Origin of the sequence: Streptomyces sp. NPDC058663 (genome assembly GCF_042716745.1) — a bacterium.
GTDB lineage: Bacteria > Actinomycetota > Actinomycetes > Streptomycetales > Streptomycetaceae > Streptomyces.
Window position 1 is genome coordinate 63,446 of the sequence record NZ_JBHXRV010000032.1, and the last position, 14,911, is coordinate 78,356.

Here is a 14,911-nt window from a genome sequence, read left to right on the forward strand (position 1 = left end):
ATGTTGATCTGCATCATCGGACACGGGAACGCCGGGGTCCTGAGTAGCCGCACTCATCTTGTCCGGTACCTGGCCACTGATGCTCAGGTCCGACGACGGGACGTTCCGCTGGGTGACCGATGCGTCGTCGGCCCGGTGTGAGGTCGGTGGTGCGGGCGGCGAGGCGTGGGCACTCGGTCGGCGCAGCTGAAGAGGCGTCACAGGGCGGTGGGGGCGCAGCCGGCCCCGGTGGTTACTCTCGTCTCTCCACGATGTTGACTGCAAGGGGAGCAGACCGTGCGCAAGGCCACCGTGACATCCGGGGGCGACCAGATCCGCTGGGTCGAGCTGCCGGGGCGGGAGCCGGTACGCGTCTACGTCCATGGTCTGGGCGCCACCTCGCCCGCCTACTTCACGGAAAGCGCGGTCCACCCCCTGCTGGCGGGCCACCGTTCGCTGCTGATCGACCTGCTCGGCCACGGCATCAGCGACCGCCCGACAGGCTTCGACTACACGCTGGAGTCCCACGCGGACGCTCTCGCCCTGGCCCTGACCGCTGCGGGAGTCGCCGACGCGGAACTGATCGCGCACAGCATGGGAGGTTCGGTGGCCATCGTCCTGGCGGCCCGGCATCCGCACCTGGTGTCGCGTTTGGTGCTGGTCGACGCCAACCTCGACCCGACCGCCCACACGGCCGGCTCAGGCGGCAGCAGCGGAATCGCCCGCTATTCCGAACAGGAATTCCTGGCGGGCGGCTGGGAAGAGGTGCGCGACCGGGTCGGCTCCCACTGGTGGTCCACGATGCGCCTGGCCGGCCGCGAGGCCCTGCACCGCAGCGCGGTCCACCTGTCCCGCGGAACCGTCCCCACCATGCGCGAGCTCCTCCTGGACCTGAAGATTCCGCGCACCTGTCTGCTGCCCGCGGCTGACGGCCCGCTCCCGGGCGCCGGCGCGCTCACCGAAGCGGGGGTGTCCGTCGTCCCGGTCCCGGACTGCGGACACAACATCATGCTGGACAACCCGGAGGCATTCGCCCGCGCCTGCGCCACGGCTCTCGCCGGCGGAGCGCATGAATAGCCGGACCACACGCCGTACCGGGTACGGCGCACACGGCGACCTGGGCACGGTCCGGGGTCCACGAGGACCGGTCCCGGACGGCGCTCTCCTGTGCCGCCGACGGGGTCAGACCGGCAGCATCAGATCGCTCTCGCTGACGGTGTACGTCAACGGGGGGTAGTCGAACTCCGTTTCCTGGTTCTCGCGGCGCCGCAGCCGGTAGAACTCGTGCCGCTGCTCCTCGTCGGCAGGCCTGAGGCGTGCACCCAGCGGGAGGTGTGCGTGTCCGTCCCGAAAACGAAGAACGGTCTTCGACGTGCGAAAGGTGACGCCCAGCCATTCGTTGTCCGCCGGCTGGGCCGGTGCGTCCAAGACAATCCTGTGCTTGAGCCGCCGATTCGAGTCGACGGAGAACGACACGACCCCGTGGTGCGCGAGAGGGATCTCGAACTTCTCGCCCTCGGACCCTTTCGATTCGAAGATCAGCTTCCTCGGCGGGCTCGCTTCGGGGTACCGGTAGCAGGAGAAGACGGCGATGTACGAGTCATGGGCCAGATCGAGGGCCTGGTCGGAATGGCTGCCCATGGTTCTGTAGGCGTTCGTGTAGCGCTCGATGAGCGCGTTGTTGAAGCAGGCCGAACGTGTCATGCGTTCTTGGATTCGCTGTGCCAGCCGCTCGTGCACCGCCCCGAAGCGCTGTGCGGGTCCGCTGTAGCGAGTGGAAGTACGTACGAGAGGCACACCACCCGCCTCGTCGACCCTGGTGAGCACGTTCCCCTGCCGTCCCTTTCCTACGTCCTCCCATCGAGTCGCGGCGGACAGCTCCGCAAAGAGATTTTCCTCGGCGGGCAGACAGAACGAGAGGACTTCGTCCGAGATCCTAGACACGGGGGGCCTCATAGTCTCCCGTGTTCATGCTGAACAGGAAGCCGTCGCCGTAGTCGATGAAGGAAGAGGTCCTGTTCTCCGCGGCGTACAGCCTGCGCAGCTCGTCCAGGCCGGCCGGAGTGGGTGGCTCCAGCTTCACCGGATCCCCGGCCGTTTTGAGAAACGTGTGTCCGTTCCTGTGCACGGCTTCGGCGCTCGAACAGCGCACCACGTATCCCAGACGGGTCGGGAGCAACTCGGCGTCCAGCGACGAGGGCCGGATCTCGTGCGTATACAGGCGGTTGGTGGCCAGTGACATGAAGAACACGGAGCCGGGGTGGAGAGTCAGGGTGAACTGCGGTGGGAGCGCGACCCCTTCGCGGCCCTCGACCGGCTCCTTGAGCCGGAAGTGGAGTCTGGTCAGCCCACTGGCTCCCTTCACGCCGTAGTCGAAGGCGTCTGCGGCCTGGGGCCGCAGCTTGCCGAGTCCGTCGTAGAAGGTGCAGAAGGCCATGATTCCGTTGACGGGCATGTCCTTGGTCTTGTCGGCATGGGCCGAGATCCTGGCCTTGGACTGCTTGCGCTCCGGCGTGGCAAGGGTGTTGTGGTAAACCTGCGCCAGGACGTGGTTGAGCGGCGCCTGGTGACGGAAGACGGTGGCGGCCTCGTGATTCAGCGCCTCGACGATCTCCGTATCGGCCGGGCGGAAGTTCTCGGTCGGCCCCGAGAGATTCGTGGAGCACCGGAGCAGGCGGAAATGCAGTTCGTCCCCGCGGCGTGTGACAGGCGTCAGGTAGATCCCGCTGCGATGGGCCGTTCCCGGCTTGTTGGACTCCGTCAGGGACTGGAACGTGTGTTCCGCGTTGATCCGTCCGAAGTGATCCTCACCGGGTTCGAAGAAGCGCCGGTAGTAGACGCCGGCACCGTGCACGCGGAGGGGCACGCGGCCCGAACCGACGACGGTCCACGGTTCGCCGGCGTTCTCCCGGTATCCGTGCGAGAGCTCCCGGACCACGAAGGCCCTGGCAGCCGTGCGCAGTTGGCTGCTGTCCATCCCGGACATGTCACCGCACAGGTAAACGGTCTTCCGCGTGAGGTCTGCTGAACCAGAAGCAAGGTCTTCCGGCGTCATCGTGGAGCCGAAGAAGTCCCTGAGCAATGCGCTGTCGTGCAACGTCGAAGGCGCGACCAGAATGTTGTCCGCGTCCTCGATGCAGGCTTCCGGCAGCTCTGGTGTGTACATCAACGACACCTGTCATTCGCAGATCTTGACGGATTGCTCCACACCATGGACATGGCGACGGCCCGCACTCATACCTGTGCGCCGCGAAGCAGAGAGGAGAGGAGACGGACCGCCTTGATGCTCTCACGGGGCCGGACAGCGAACAACGGGGTTCCGGCGCAGCAGACCGCGACCCTCAACCGGTTCACTGCCGAGCAGGTGCGCGAGGATGGCTGGATGCTGCTACGTGATGTTGAGTACGGTGACGTCGACGCCTATGTCCGGATGCGCTGCGACCCGGCCATGATGGCCGGGCTTGGCGGCCCGTTGCCCCGCGAGGGTATGGAGTCGAAGGTCCGACGCGATGTCCAGCGCGCGGCGGCGGGCACGGACTGGACAAAAATGATCGTGCCCGACGAAACCGAGCCGGGAGCTGTCGCGGGAACCGTGACCTTGTGGCCGCACCACACCGATGCCGGGCCCCTGTCCGAGATCGGCTGGATGGTCCTCCCGGAGTTCCAGGGACGGGGGCTCGCCAAGCAGGGTGTCCGCCTGCTGCTCCAACTGGCTCGCGAGGACGGCCGGTGGGGGCCCATACACGCCTTCCCGGCCACAGGGAACGCGCCGTCGAACGGTATCTGCCGCTCCCTCGGTTTCGAGTTCCTGGGTGAGCAGGACGTGCCCTTCGCAGGTCGAGTCCTCCGTACCCACCACTGGGCCCTCGACCCTCGCACCGATGTGACCTGATCCAGGTCCGGCGCCGGAACCCCATTCGGTCGCGGGTCACGCTTATACAAGCGCTGTTATATTAGCGCTGTGACATCTTCGGACCCCACCGCGCTTCCTGACCCCTGGCACTCCCTGCACGCGCTGCTGGCCGCCATGGACGCCGAAATCGAGCAGGTATACGTCGAGCGGGGAATCGAGGGCGTGCGGCCTCGGTTCGCCTATCCGCTGATCCGGCTCGCCCACACCGGACCACTGACCATTCGCGAGTTGGCGAAGTCCCTGGGCCGCTCGCACTCCGCCGTCAGCCAGACCGTCGCCGCCATGCGCAAGGAGGACCTGGTCACCTCCGAGCCGGGGCCCGACGCCCGCACCCGGCGCATCGACCTGACCGAGCGCGGCCGATCGTTGGTGCCGTTCCTGGAAGCGGAGTGGCGGGCCACCCACGAGACGGTCGCCGAACTGGACAGCGAAATTCCGTACGCGATGACCGCCGTCGTCGAGGAGGTGCGGCGGGCACTGGAACTCCGGTCGATGCGGCAACGGATCCTGCACCACCTTGCCGAGCCGCCGCGATGAGCACGCGGATTCGCATCCGCTTCCTCGACACCCGCCCGCTGCGGAGCAGCCCGCCGTTTCGCGACCTCTGGATCGGCACCTCCGCCTCCCAACTCGGTGGACAGATAGCCACCGTGGCGGTGCTGGCCCAGGTCTGGGAGCTGACCGGCAGCCCCCTGGGCACCGGTGCCATCGGGCTGGCAACGGGACTTCCGATGGTGCTGTTCGGGCTGCTCGGCGGCACGTTGGCGGACACCTTTGACCGCCGCGCGGTGGTACGGGCCACGACTGCGGGCCAACTGCTGGCCGCCGCAGGGCTGTGCGCCCAGGCCCAGGCGGACAACCGCCACGTGCTCCTGCTGTTCGCCCTCGTTGCCGTGGGGACGAGCTGCAGCGCTTTCGGTGCTCCTGCACGGCGCACCTTCCCCGTCCGGCTGTTGCCCAGCGACCAGGTAGCCGGCGGTCTCGCGCTGCTGAACGTCTCCTTTCAGGCAGCGATGCTGGCCGGCCCCGCGTTTGCCGGGCTGATCATCGCCGGCTGGGATTTCCCTGCCGCGTACGCCGCTCAGGCCGTGGCCCTGGCAGTTTCGGCGCTCTCGTTGATCCGCCTGCCTGCCGTACGCCCGGAATGTGCCGGTGCGGCAGGCGGGAAACGCCGACGCGAACGTGGCGGTTGGCGGATCCTGCGCCGGCCGACGCTGTGGGGCTCGATGGCCACCGACCTGTCCGCAACGCTACTCGCCATGCCCCTCGCGCTCTTTCCCCTCGTCAACGAGATCCGCTTCGGCGGGAACCCGCAGACCCTCGGCCTGTTCCTCTCGGCCGTCGCGGTCGGCGGCTTCACAGCAGGCCTGCTCTCCGGCACGGTCACCCGTTGGCGCCGTGGCGGCCTGGTGCAGCTCTCCGCGGCTGCCGTCTGGGGCCTGGCACTCGCCTGTTTCGGCTTGGCGGAGCCGCTGTGGCCGGCACTCGCCTGCCTGGCCGTTGCGGGTGCTGCCGACACGGTGTCTGTCATCAGCCGCGGTGCCCTGATTCAGCTGGAGACCCCGGACGCGTACCGGGGGCGGGTCTCCTCGGTGGAACACGTCATCGGTGTCGCGGGCCCCGAACTCGGCAACTTCCGCGGCGGTCTGTTGGCCTCGGCCACCTCCGTCTCCTTCTCGCTCGTCCTCGGCGGACTGTCCGCGGTCCTCGCCATCGCCGCGGTCGCCGCGGCCAACGCGCCGCTGCGCGCCTACCGGACACCACCTCCTGCCGCGAAGCCGACTGCTCCTGAAGCCGCCGAAGCGGCACCGGCCTTCGGTGAGCGGTGCTGATCCCGCTTCGAGCACGGATGTCCGGTGAGGGGTCGTCAGTGGCGCAGGGCTCCGACGACCCCTCGGCGGGGTCAGTTCTCCTGCCGGGAGTCCGGCCCGTTCTCGCGCTCGGAGGTGATCTGGTAGGAGAGCAGTTTCTGGAACAGGCCGCCTTCACGCGCGGCGAGTTCCCCGTAGGTGCCCTCTTGTACGACGCGGCCCTCGTCGAGGACCACGATCCGGTCGGCGACGGCCACGTTGGTGATGCGGTGCGTCACCAGGAGCACCACCCGGTCCCGGGCGAGGTCCCGCAACCGCTGGAAGATCCGGTACTCCGCGCGCGGATCCAGGTTCGCGGTCGGCTCGTCCAGTACCAGAAGTCCCGCCTCGCGGAAGAACGCCCTGGCGAGCGCGATGCGCTGCCACTGGCCCCCGCTCAGCTCCTCCCCGTTCAGCCACTCGCGGGCAAGGAGCGTGTCCAGCCCGGCGCCGAGCCTCGCCACGACCTCGTCGGCGTCGGCGGCCTCGCATGCCGCACGCACCGCCGCGTCGCCTCGTGCCGAGGGCTGTCCCTGGGTGACGTTCTCGCGCACCGTCAGCGGCCAGTGCGCATAGTCCTGTGGAACCAGTGCCACCTGCTTCCACAGCGCGTGCGGGTCGGCATCGCCCGTGGGTACGCCGTCCCACAGCACCTGCCCCTCCGTAGGCAGATACAGACCGCTGACCAGCTTCGACAGGGTCGACTTGCCCGAACCGTTGAAGCCGACCAGCGCGGTCACCTCGCCCCGGCGCAGGGTGAGAGTGACCTCCGACAGCGCATCCTGGTTCTTTCCCGCGTAGCGGTGCGACAGCGACTCGATCCTGATCTCGTGGGGCGGCGCCGGACAGTGCTCGCCGCGGCGCATCCGGAACCGGCCTGCCTTGTCCAGGAAGTTGTTCCAGTCGTCCATGTAGAGCCCGGTGCGCACCGCTCGCGCGCCGACGGCCACCAGCCCGCGTACCGACTGCCCCACCATCTGCAGGGCGAAGACGGCCGTACCCGCGTGCCCGACGCTGATGCGGCCGGTGGCAAGCAGCCACACGAGCGCGGCCCACACCGTGGCCGAGCCCAGACCGCCGACCACCGCGCCCACCAGGGACATGCGGGCCCCGCTGTTGGCTGCGGCCCGGTCCTCGCGGTTGATGCGGGCCACCGTCTCCCGGTACCGGCCGGACAGGAAGCGGGTCATGGTGCCGGCGCGGATCTGGTCGGCAGCGTCCTTGGTGTAGATGTGCCACCGGAGCACGGCCAGCATCCGGTAGTCGCCGTTGCTGCGCAGGTTCGCCAGATAGCGCACCCGAGCGGCACTGACCTGGGCAAGAGCCTGCGGCAGGCTGGCCACGACCAGGAGCGGAAGCAGCACCCAGCTCACGCCGGCGAGGACGACCGCCCCGGCGAGGAAGGAGGTCGCAGAGGCGATCAGGTCCTGACCTTCGTTGATGAGATCTCCCGTGACCTGTGCGCCACGGTCCGCGGCCTCCCGGTCCCGGTTGAAGTCGGGTTCGTCGTACGCGGAAAGCTCCACTTCGACGCAGCCGGTGAGCAGCACCTGCTCCGCCTCACGCGACATCATGGGACCCAGTCGGGACGACAGCCAGCTGACCGTGATCCCCAGCACCGCGATGGCCCCGGCGGCGCCGATGAGCAGGGCCACGGACGGCCACGCCTCCAGGAGCCGCTGGAAGATGTCTCCGCTGGTCAGCACCGCGGACACGGTCCCGCTGACGGCAACGAGCCCCAGTGCCTGCATCACCCCGGTGGCGACCTGGCACAGCAGGAGCCCCACGGTCGCCCGCCGGTCGACCTGCCAGGCCAGGGCCAGGGACCTGCGCACCAGATGGGGCAGTCGCCGCGCCATGTCGTACATGCGGATCGACCGTCCGGCCGCTTCGCGGCTGCCGGTCACATCGACGTACCGCATCTGCGGGGCGGGGGAGGCCTGTTCCCCATCCGGGGCCGAGGCCGTCGCAGGAGATTCGACGGTCGGGACGGCGCGTGACTTATGGACGGCGCGTGGCTTCGGGACGGTCCCGGCGGCTTCATCGGTCGATTCGCTCACGCCGTCCCCTCCGTACCCGGAAGTGCGGAACAGCGGACGGCGTCAGTACGGCCGACTGTCACGGCGGCAGGCCGAGGTTCTGGTGGTGCGCTTCCGGAGGGCTTGCGTACGGGAGTCGGCGAGGGGCGCATCGTGTTCCTCCATGGGGGGCGAAGGTGCACTGGTTCCGGATTCACGGCCTTGCCGGGTGTGGGGCGGCCTCGCTCCTTCCAGGTGGCCGTGGTCGGCAGCACCGGGTTCAACGAGCCCGCCCGGATTTCGAACACGCGTCATTCGGCCGAGTGTCGAACCCCGGTTCCCCGCGGCTGCGGGATCGTGCGGGGTACACCGGCCCTTGGGGGACAAGAGCCCTGCTCCATAACGCTGTTGGCCGAATCGCCGATGGTCGGAGCGCGCGCGGACGCGTAGTCCGGGATCCCGGACAGGGGCGGCCTCCTGCCGCACATCTGTTCGACCACCTACCCGGGGCGCCCCGCCGCGGACACGGACTTCGGCCTCTCGGACACGGGCCGGGGAGGGGCTCGGTGCGCACCGGAGCGAGGATCACGCCGTGATCGCCGGAAGGCCCCGATGGGCTGCCGGGTGCGGATAGGGTGCTCCGAAGTCTGCGGCGAGGAGGCCGAGTTGGAACGCCGAAAGGTGATCGGGATCGGACTGGGACTGGCTGTCCTCCCTGGCTGGTGGGTCCTCAGCCGCAGCGATGACGGGGACGACCAGGACGAGGGGGACTGGCACACCGACACCGCACCCCTGGAACGGGCCTTTCCCGTGCTGGGGCCGCTCACCGACGCCAAGTGGGTGAGCAGCCGGGACGACGAACGGACCCTCCCGTCGCCGGAGCTGGTGATCTCGGGCTTCGCCCGGCTGGCACCGGGGAAGCTCGCCGAGCTCACCGCGGCCCACCCGTTCGTCTCCGAGGGGCCGGCCGACGGCTTCACCTCTTGGTTCGAAGAGCCGCTCCAGGACGCGGGGCCGGAAGATCCGCAGTGGACCCGGTCGCACGCACTCGACCGCGACGAAAGCGGCTCCTTTACCTTCCTGTGGTTCGACCGCCGCAGCGACACCGTCCGCTTCCGGGCCCGAAACCCGTACGGCTAGGGGCTTTCCTCCGGCTCACCGCCCGGGTCACCAGCGCGCCTCCAGCCTGTCGGCCTGGCCTGCCCCAAGCCTTCTCGGTACGCGGCGGCGCCAGGGGCCCGGTGTGCCGCCTCGGCGTACGCCGACGGTCTGTCCGCGGCAGGTAGCCACCGCGAGGTCACCGGGTGCCGGTGGAGCGAGAACCCCCTCCACCGGGTGCCGGTTGAGCGAGAACCCGCATGCGCCGCCGAGGTGCCGCAGTCAGAGCCGTTGAGCCGACGCCGTCCGGAATCCGGAATACCGGTGCGGGCCTTCGCTCACGTGTGTGAGACTCCGCCCATGCTGGGTGTAACCGATCTCCCGACCTACCTGGTAGGTCTCGTTCTCATCGTGCTGCTGCCGGGACCCAATTCCCTGTACGTACTGTCCGTCGCCGCCCGTCGGGGTGTCCGCTCCGGATACAAGGCGGCAGCCGGTGTCTGGTGTGGCGATGCCGTGCTGATGGTGTTGTCGGCGGCGGGTGTCGCCTCGCTTCTCCAGGCCAACCCGCTGCTGTTCGGGATCGTGAAGTACGCAGGCGCGGGTTATCTGACCTGGCTGGCGATCGGCATGATGCGGGCGGCCTGGTCGATGTGGCGTACGCGGCGTGAGGTGCGGTCCGCCCGGTCCGACGGGGCGGATTCCGCTCCGGCCGCCACCGCGGAACGTCCGTACCGCCGTGCCCTGGTGATCAGCCTGCTCAATCCCAAGGCGATCCTGTTCTTCATCTCCTTCTTCGTACAGTTCGTCGACCCGGCCTACGCCTACCCCGCCCTCTCCTTCGTCCTCCTCGGCGCCTTCGCACAGCTGGCGAGCTTCCTGTACCTCACGGCTCTGATCTTCAGCGGCACCCGGCTCGCCGCCGTGTTCCACCGCCGCAAGCGGCTGTCGGCGGGGGCGACATCGGCGGCCGGGGTGCTCTTCCTCGGATTCGCGGCGAAGCTGACGCTTGCCAGTGCGTGAAGATCCAGCAGCCCGCGCCCAACGGAAACCGGCCTGCGGCATCCACTGCCGCAGGCCGGACCGGGTGACGTGGACGGTCGGCCGCGGCTGCGAGGCCGGGGTGGATCCGTCCGGGAACTTGTCCGCTGCCGCGGTCCCGTGAGGCGGCAGCGGTGGCGCGGCTCAGACTCCGGCGACGGACCGGATCCAGGAGCGGTACGCGGTGACGTTCGTGTACGCGGTGGTGGTCTGGCGGTCGCTGGTGGAGGCGACGCCCACCTGGACTCCGCCCGCCATCATGGGGCCGCCCGAGTCGCCGCCCGCGGTGATGCCGTTGCCCCGGCGCGCGCAGATGGCCGAGCCGCCGTACGCGTCACTGCAGCCGCCCGTGACGGTCACGTTGGCGACCTTCAGGTAGCGGGACTGGCAGGTCGCCTCGGAGCCGCACTGCGAGGTGGCTCCCCAGCCGTAGACCTGCACGCTCTGTCCGACGCGCACCGTACCGGGCTGCCCGAGCGGCGAGTAGGAGCCCTGGACGGACCGGTCGAGGCGGACCAGCGCCAAGTCGGAGCTGTGGGTGTACGTCTGGACGCCGTTCGCCACCGTGCCCCCGCTGTGCTGGTCGAGGCTGCCGATGCGGAACGACAGGCCGCCCCCGCTCACGCAGTGCCTCGCGGTGAGGATCCAGGTCGGCGCGACGATGGTCGCTGAGCAGGTCTCTCGTCCGTTGGAGAAGAGGCGTGCGGCCCAGGGGGCGTTCTGTGCGTAGCCGCCGCCGATGATCGGCTGGGTGGCGGGGGGCGTGGGCGGCGGGGTGGCCGCGGCGGCCGAGGGCGAGAGAAGGGCGATGACGGAGGCGGCGGCGGCGAAGGCGGCGGGAACCAATCTGGCTATGCGCATGGGTCCTCATTTCAGCAACACGCTGGGGCGCGTGTTCGTGGGGGGTGGACGGCCCCAGGGTGTCGAAAATTGGTGCGGCCGGGTACTAACGGCTGGCCATAACACGGCGATGTGCCCCCACGCGACAACGGCGCTGCCGGGGCGGGCCGGACACGCCGCCGGTCTGTCTTCGTCGTTGAGCCGATGAACCGCGCTTCAGGAATCGAGTCGCTGTCCGTCACGTCACAGCCCGGACTGAGCCGGTGGAAACCCGCTGCCCGTGCCCGTGTCGTGGTCATCTCGTCCTCGACGCTGAGGAAGGGTGACCCGCGTCGTACGCCCACTGCCCCACTGCCCCTCTGCTCTGGGGGACGGCCCGGAGCAGCTCCGCCGGCTGTTCACGCGGGCCGGCCTCAGGAGCCGGGAACGGTCGAGTGGACCTGGCGCAGGAACGCGGCGTTGTCGGGGGTGTTCCGCAGTTTGGTCAGGACGGCTTCCAGGCCGGCCTGCCCTTCGCGTGACTGGAGAGCCCGGCGCAGTCCTCGTACGACGGCCAACTCAGCGGGAGGCAGGAGGAGTTCCTCGCGGCGGGTGCCCGAAGGGGTGATGTCGACCGCGGGGAAGACGCGCCTGTCCGCGAGCGTGCGGTCCAGGCGCAGTTCCATGTTGCCGGTGCTCTTCAGCTCCTCGAAGTAGTAGTCGTCGGCGCGTGAACCCATCTCGACGAGAGCGGTGGCCAGGATCGTCAGGGAACCCGCCTCCTCGGTGAGCCTGGCCGCGCCGAACAGCCGTTTCGGCCCCTGCAACGCGGACGCGTCGACGCCACCGCTGAGCGTCCGGCCGCCGGAGGAGGCCGCGTTGTTGTGCGCGCGGCACAGCCGGGTCAGCGAGTCGAGCAGGATCACCACGTCGCGCCCCTCCTCAACCAGGCGCTTGGCACGCTCGACGGCCAGTTCGGCGAGCGCGATGTGTGTCTTGGCGGGCCGGTCGAACGTCGACGCGTACACCTCGCCCCGCACACTGCGGCGCATGTCGGTGACCTCCTCGGGCCGTTCGTCGAGCAGCACCACCATGAGGTGGACCTCGGGGTGGTTGGCGGCGATCGAGGCGGCGAGCTGCTGCAGCAGTACGGTCTTGCCGGTTTTCGGCGGAGCCACGATCAGCCCGCGCTGCCCCTTGCCGACGGGGGCAACGAGATCCACCACGCGCGGACCGAGGCCACCGCCGAGCTGCTCCAGGTGCAGCCGCTCTCGCGGGTGCAGCGGTGTGAGGTCACGGAAATGGGGCCGGCGTCGCGTGGCGTGCGCCGCAAGCCCGTTGACGAGGTCGGCCTGGGTCAGCAGCTGCGGTTTGCCGCAGACCCCGTTGACCAAGTCGCCCTTGCGCAGGCCGAGTCGGTGAATGAGCGAGGCGGGCACCTGCACGTCGTGCGACGTGGGTACCAAGGCCGGACCACGGAGGAATCCATGGCCCGCCCCGGCGAGATCGAGAATGCCCATGGCCTGGACCGTCGGGTCGGCGGGGGAGGTGTTGCGGGGGTCTTCGAGTGTGGTGGTGGTCATGGTGGACCGGTCCTTTCGGGGACGTCTGGGTGAGAAGAGGTACGGGGGGAGGGGTGACGGGCGCGCCGGCCTCGCGGGGCAGGGGGCTACAGAGAGGTGAACCGCTGCGGGCGAGGGGCGGAAGAGCCAGGATCCGGAAGCTGTTCCGGAAGCGAGTCCGGACCGCGAAGGCCCGAAAGCCCTGAGAGAGGCCCGGGACAGCACTGAGATCGGACGTGCCGGGAGCTCCGGATGCGCCGATACGTCGGACGTGCCGGTGTACCGGATGCGTCGGACGGGCCGGGCAGGCTGGACAGCGGGAGCTGTGTGATCGCAGACGATCAGGAAGTGATCGTGAGGGTGATACGTCTCCGGTAAGAGATCCGGAGGGGAGAGGAGATCGGCACCGGCGCCACGGAAGGGGCGTACACAAGTGCTGCCAGCAATGTAGCACAGGTTCCGGGATGCCCGGTCCGGTGTGCGCCGCCGCCTATGCTGGGCGCGATGTTCACACCCGAGGGCCCCACCTTCAGAGAACTCGCCGTCCAGGCGATGTCCTCCGTCGAGCACGGTTACGACCTGCTCGCCCCGAAGTTCGACCACACCCCCTTCCGAACCCCCGACGCGGTCCTTGCGCCCGCGGCACGCCTGCTACGCCGTCTCGGGCCCTTCGGTACGGGACTTGACCTGTGCTGCGGCACCGGCGCGGGCGCGGCGGTGCTCCAGCAGGTGTGCCGCGAACGGGTGGCGGGGGTGGACATCAGCGCCGGGATGCTGGGAGTCGCCCGCCGCCGCGAGCAGCCGACGCTGCCCGCACACTGGGTACGCGGTGACGCACTCGCCCTGCCTTTCGGCCCGGTCTTCGACCTCGTGGTGAGCTTCGGCGCCTTCGGACACTTCCTGCCCGCCCAGCGGCCCACGCTCTTCGCGCAGGTCGGTGCGGTGCTCCGCCCCGGCGGCCGATTCGCGTTCCCCCTGCCGGCACCGCCCCGGCCCGGCTCGTACGGTCACCTCGCCATGCTCGGCTTCGATGCGGTGATGCGGGTGCGCAACGCGCTCTGGCGGCCCCCGTTCGTCATGTACTACCGCGGCTTCCGGCTCGGCGACGTCACTGCCGAACTGTCCACCGCGGGCTTCGACGTCGAGCTATACGCCCTGGACGAACTGGGCCGGCGTCCGGACGGCACGCCACGCTGCCGGATGCTGGTGGGGACCCGCCGCTGAGGCGCGGGCCGGTCCGCGCAGCGGCATCAGCGCTCCGGCCGCGGGGGCCGCGGCGCCGTCGGCCGGAGCGAATCCTGGAGGGCGGTGCGTAACGCGAAGAGCGCGTCCAGGTCGGCGTCCTGGAGGAAGACCTCGATCAGTGCGTTCAGATGCTCGACGTCGTCGGAGGCGACAGCTTCGACGATGGCGAGGATCTGGTTCTGAATCCCGGTGGAGAAACGTTTCATCCCCTGACGCTGCAACTCCGTGGAGAGCCTGTCACCCGGCTGCCCCTCTCGGCCTTCGAGTACGCCACCCGTGTGCGGGTGACCCGGGCGCAGTCGTTCGCTCACCTGTGCGCCGATCGGCCGCTTTTGCCCGCAGGAGGGACCGCTCCTGCCCGTAGGGCGGAGGGGGAGTTCCGGTAGGGACCCCCGCGATTGCCCTCCGCCCACGCGTCCGCCCGCGCACTTCTCAGGATCGGAGGAAGGCCCGGACTCCGGCGGAGACCGTGTCGTCGCCGAGAAGTTCATTGTGGTCGAGGCAGCCGGCACCGTTGTTCACCGCGCCCGTGAGAGGGACGCTGCTGTCCGGGTTGATCACCTCGTCACAGCGGGACCACCAGGTGCCGTACAGGACGGTGCCCGGCGTCTCGTCGTGTGCGGCGAGGCCCTTCTGGACGTACGAGCCGGGAGTCATGTCGCGACAGGCCTGGTCCCACAGGGCGCAGGCCCACGCGGTGCTGGTCCCGTGGTTGGGGCCGGCGAGGGAGACCCAGTGGGCGACGGATGCCTGGCCGCCTGCGGCGAACTTCACGTACCAGCGGGTGACCAGGCTGCCGAACGAATGGGCGACGAGATCGACCTGGTTCGCGCCGGTCTGTTGCTTGACCTTCTCGACGTATGCGGCGAGTTCGCCGGACAGAACCTCGTTGACGGACTGATGGGTGTCGTAGCCGAAGGAGAAGAGTTCGGCATCGGTGTAACCCTCGGCCTTGAAGTCGTCGCGCAGACCGCCCCACACGCCGGGGCCGGCGTTGTAGCCGTGGACGAAGACGACCGGAAGGCGGGCGGACGCACTCCCGGAGGGCGTGGTCTGCGCATACACGGTTGAAGCGGGCAGCTGGGACGCCACGACGGCGGACAACGAGAGGGCGATCCCACCAAGAAGTTTGGACCAACGCTTCAACACGCTTCCTCCTACCACCAGTTACGCACGAGTAGTGAGAAGCATGGTGAGGCCCGTAGGGATGGATGAACAGACCCGTACGCAGCTTCGTCGGCCTGCCGGGCGATCCCGGCGCTCCCGGCACGTGGGTGAGGGTCCACGCGGGGACTGCGAAGGACAATGAACCAGAGAATTGGATCGGCGGGCACGCCCTATCTGCGGGCTTCCTCCAGCAGCCCTGCCGCATGTGCGGTCCGCTGG

The 14,911-nt window shown here is 69.3% G+C and carries 14 protein-coding genes; 7 read left to right on the forward strand and 7 right to left on the reverse strand.

The genetic code is table 11. The annotated features are described in order from the left end of the window. Positions 1-276: 276 nt before the first annotated feature. Entirely contained in the window at positions 277-1,056 is a 780-nt protein-coding gene (locus ACFWVV_RS23220; protein WP_384348569.1) for an alpha/beta fold hydrolase, read from the forward strand. A gap of 105 nt (positions 1,057-1,161) precedes the next feature. Here the strand turns inward: ACFWVV_RS23220 and ACFWVV_RS23225 are convergent, their stop codons facing one another. Both ACFWVV_RS23225 and ACFWVV_RS23230 read right to left on the reverse strand, forming a co-directional pair. Then, on the reverse strand, positions 1,162-1,935 hold the full coding sequence (locus ACFWVV_RS23225) for a hypothetical protein (protein WP_384348566.1): 774 nt from the start codon (positions 1,933-1,935) through the stop codon (positions 1,162-1,164). Then, the gene (locus ACFWVV_RS23230) at positions 1,916-3,145 is read right to left on the reverse strand and encodes a hypothetical protein (RefSeq protein ID WP_384348564.1); all 1,230 of its coding nucleotides are present in this window, start codon (positions 3,143-3,145) and stop codon (positions 1,916-1,918) included. The genes ACFWVV_RS23225 and ACFWVV_RS23230 overlap by 20 nt, the downstream gene beginning before the upstream one ends. 216 nt (positions 3,146-3,361) lie before the next feature. On the opposite strand from ACFWVV_RS23230, the gene ACFWVV_RS23235 reads away from it, so the two are divergent. From ACFWVV_RS23235 to ACFWVV_RS23245, 3 genes are all read left to right on the forward strand, one after another. Continuing rightward, positions 3,362-3,871 (forward strand): GNAT family N-acetyltransferase, encoded by a 510-nt coding sequence (locus ACFWVV_RS23235; protein WP_384348726.1) that lies wholly within the window; start codon positions 3,362-3,364, stop codon positions 3,869-3,871. A 69-nt stretch (positions 3,872-3,940) separates the two neighbouring features. Then, a complete protein-coding gene (locus ACFWVV_RS23240) occupies positions 3,941-4,429 on the forward strand; it encodes a MarR family winged helix-turn-helix transcriptional regulator (protein WP_384348561.1) in 489 nt (162 codons plus the stop codon). Beyond that, positions 4,426-5,724 carry an MFS transporter gene (locus tag ACFWVV_RS23245; RefSeq protein ID WP_384348558.1) on the forward strand — a complete coding sequence of 433 codons (1,299 nt, stop codon included), beginning with the start codon at positions 4,426-4,428 and terminating at the stop codon, positions 5,722-5,724. The genes ACFWVV_RS23240 and ACFWVV_RS23245 overlap by 4 nt, the downstream gene beginning before the upstream one ends. A gap of 71 nt (positions 5,725-5,795) precedes the next feature. Here ACFWVV_RS23245 and ACFWVV_RS23250 read toward each other — a convergent pair whose 3' ends face one another. After that, positions 5,796-7,664, reverse strand: a complete 1,869-nt coding sequence (locus ACFWVV_RS23250) for an ABC transporter ATP-binding protein (protein WP_384348723.1) — start codon at positions 7,662-7,664, stop codon at positions 5,796-5,798. 762 nt (positions 7,665-8,426) lie between these two features. Here ACFWVV_RS23250 and ACFWVV_RS23255 point away from each other — a divergent pair. Both ACFWVV_RS23255 and leuE read left to right on the forward strand, forming a co-directional pair. Next, a complete protein-coding gene (locus ACFWVV_RS23255; RefSeq protein ID WP_384348556.1) occupies positions 8,427-8,900 on the forward strand; it encodes a hypothetical protein in 474 nt (157 codons plus the stop codon). Between the two features lie 318 nt (positions 8,901-9,218). Next, complete coding sequence (gene leuE, locus ACFWVV_RS23260; RefSeq protein ID WP_384348553.1) at positions 9,219-9,881, forward strand: leucine efflux protein LeuE; 663 nt, start codon at positions 9,219-9,221, stop codon at positions 9,879-9,881. Positions 9,882-10,043: 162 nt separating this feature from the next. Here the strand turns inward: leuE and ACFWVV_RS23265 are convergent, their stop codons facing one another. Together ACFWVV_RS23265 and rho are read right to left on the reverse strand one after the other, a co-directional pair. Continuing rightward, complete coding sequence (locus ACFWVV_RS23265; RefSeq protein WP_384348549.1) at positions 10,044-10,760, reverse strand: S1 family peptidase; 717 nt, start codon at positions 10,758-10,760, stop codon at positions 10,044-10,046. A 392-nt stretch (positions 10,761-11,152) separates the two neighbouring features. Then, positions 11,153-12,301: a transcription termination factor Rho gene (gene rho / locus ACFWVV_RS23270; RefSeq protein WP_384348546.1), complete on the reverse strand. Its 1,149-nt coding sequence runs from the start codon at positions 12,299-12,301 to the stop codon at positions 11,153-11,155. A gap of 483 nt (positions 12,302-12,784) precedes the next feature. Between rho and ACFWVV_RS23275 the strand changes: the two genes are divergently transcribed. After that, positions 12,785-13,504 carry a class I SAM-dependent methyltransferase gene (locus ACFWVV_RS23275; protein ID WP_384348543.1) on the forward strand — a complete coding sequence of 240 codons (720 nt, stop codon included), beginning with the start codon at positions 12,785-12,787 and terminating at the stop codon, positions 13,502-13,504. 26 nt (positions 13,505-13,530) lie between these two features. Here the strand turns inward: ACFWVV_RS23275 and ACFWVV_RS23280 are convergent, their stop codons facing one another. Next, positions 13,531-13,731, reverse strand: coding sequence for a hypothetical protein (locus tag ACFWVV_RS23280; protein ID WP_384348540.1), 201 nt, complete (start codon positions 13,729-13,731; stop codon positions 13,531-13,533). 226 nt (positions 13,732-13,957) lie between these two features. Beyond that, a complete protein-coding gene (locus ACFWVV_RS23285) occupies positions 13,958-14,674 on the reverse strand; it encodes an esterase/lipase family protein (protein ID WP_384348538.1) in 717 nt (238 codons plus the stop codon). Positions 14,675-14,911: the final 237 nt, after the last annotated feature.

What these genes read in the sequence shown, in the direction of transcription:
- ACFWVV_RS23280 (WP_384348540.1), bottom strand. Translation starts at nt 13,731, where the DNA reads ATGAAACGTTTCTCCACCGGGATTCAGAACCAGATCCTCGCCATCGTC.
- ACFWVV_RS23225 (WP_384348566.1), bottom strand. Translation starts at nt 1,935, where the DNA reads ATGAGGCCCCCCGTGTCTAGGATCTCGGACGAAGTCCTCTCGTTCTGT.
- rho (WP_384348546.1), bottom strand. Translation starts at nt 12,301, where the DNA reads ATGACCACCACCACACTCGAAGACCCCCGCAACACCTCCCCCGCCGAC.
- ACFWVV_RS23250 (WP_384348723.1), bottom strand. Translation starts at nt 7,664, where the DNA reads ATGCGGTACGTCGATGTGACCGGCAGCCGCGAAGCGGCCGGACGGTCG.
- ACFWVV_RS23230 (WP_384348564.1), bottom strand. Translation starts at nt 3,145, where the DNA reads ATGTACACACCAGAGCTGCCGGAAGCCTGCATCGAGGACGCGGACAAC.
- ACFWVV_RS23235 (WP_384348726.1), top strand. Translation starts at nt 3,362, where the DNA reads ATGCTGCTACGTGATGTTGAGTACGGTGACGTCGACGCCTATGTCCGG.
- ACFWVV_RS23245 (WP_384348558.1), top strand. Translation starts at nt 4,426, where the DNA reads ATGAGCACGCGGATTCGCATCCGCTTCCTCGACACCCGCCCGCTGCGG.
- ACFWVV_RS23265 (WP_384348549.1), bottom strand. Translation starts at nt 10,760, where the DNA reads ATGCGCATAGCCAGATTGGTTCCCGCCGCCTTCGCCGCCGCCGCCTCC.
- leuE (WP_384348553.1), top strand. Translation starts at nt 9,219, where the DNA reads ATGCTGGGTGTAACCGATCTCCCGACCTACCTGGTAGGTCTCGTTCTC.
- ACFWVV_RS23275 (WP_384348543.1), top strand. Translation starts at nt 12,785, where the DNA reads ATGTTCACACCCGAGGGCCCCACCTTCAGAGAACTCGCCGTCCAGGCG.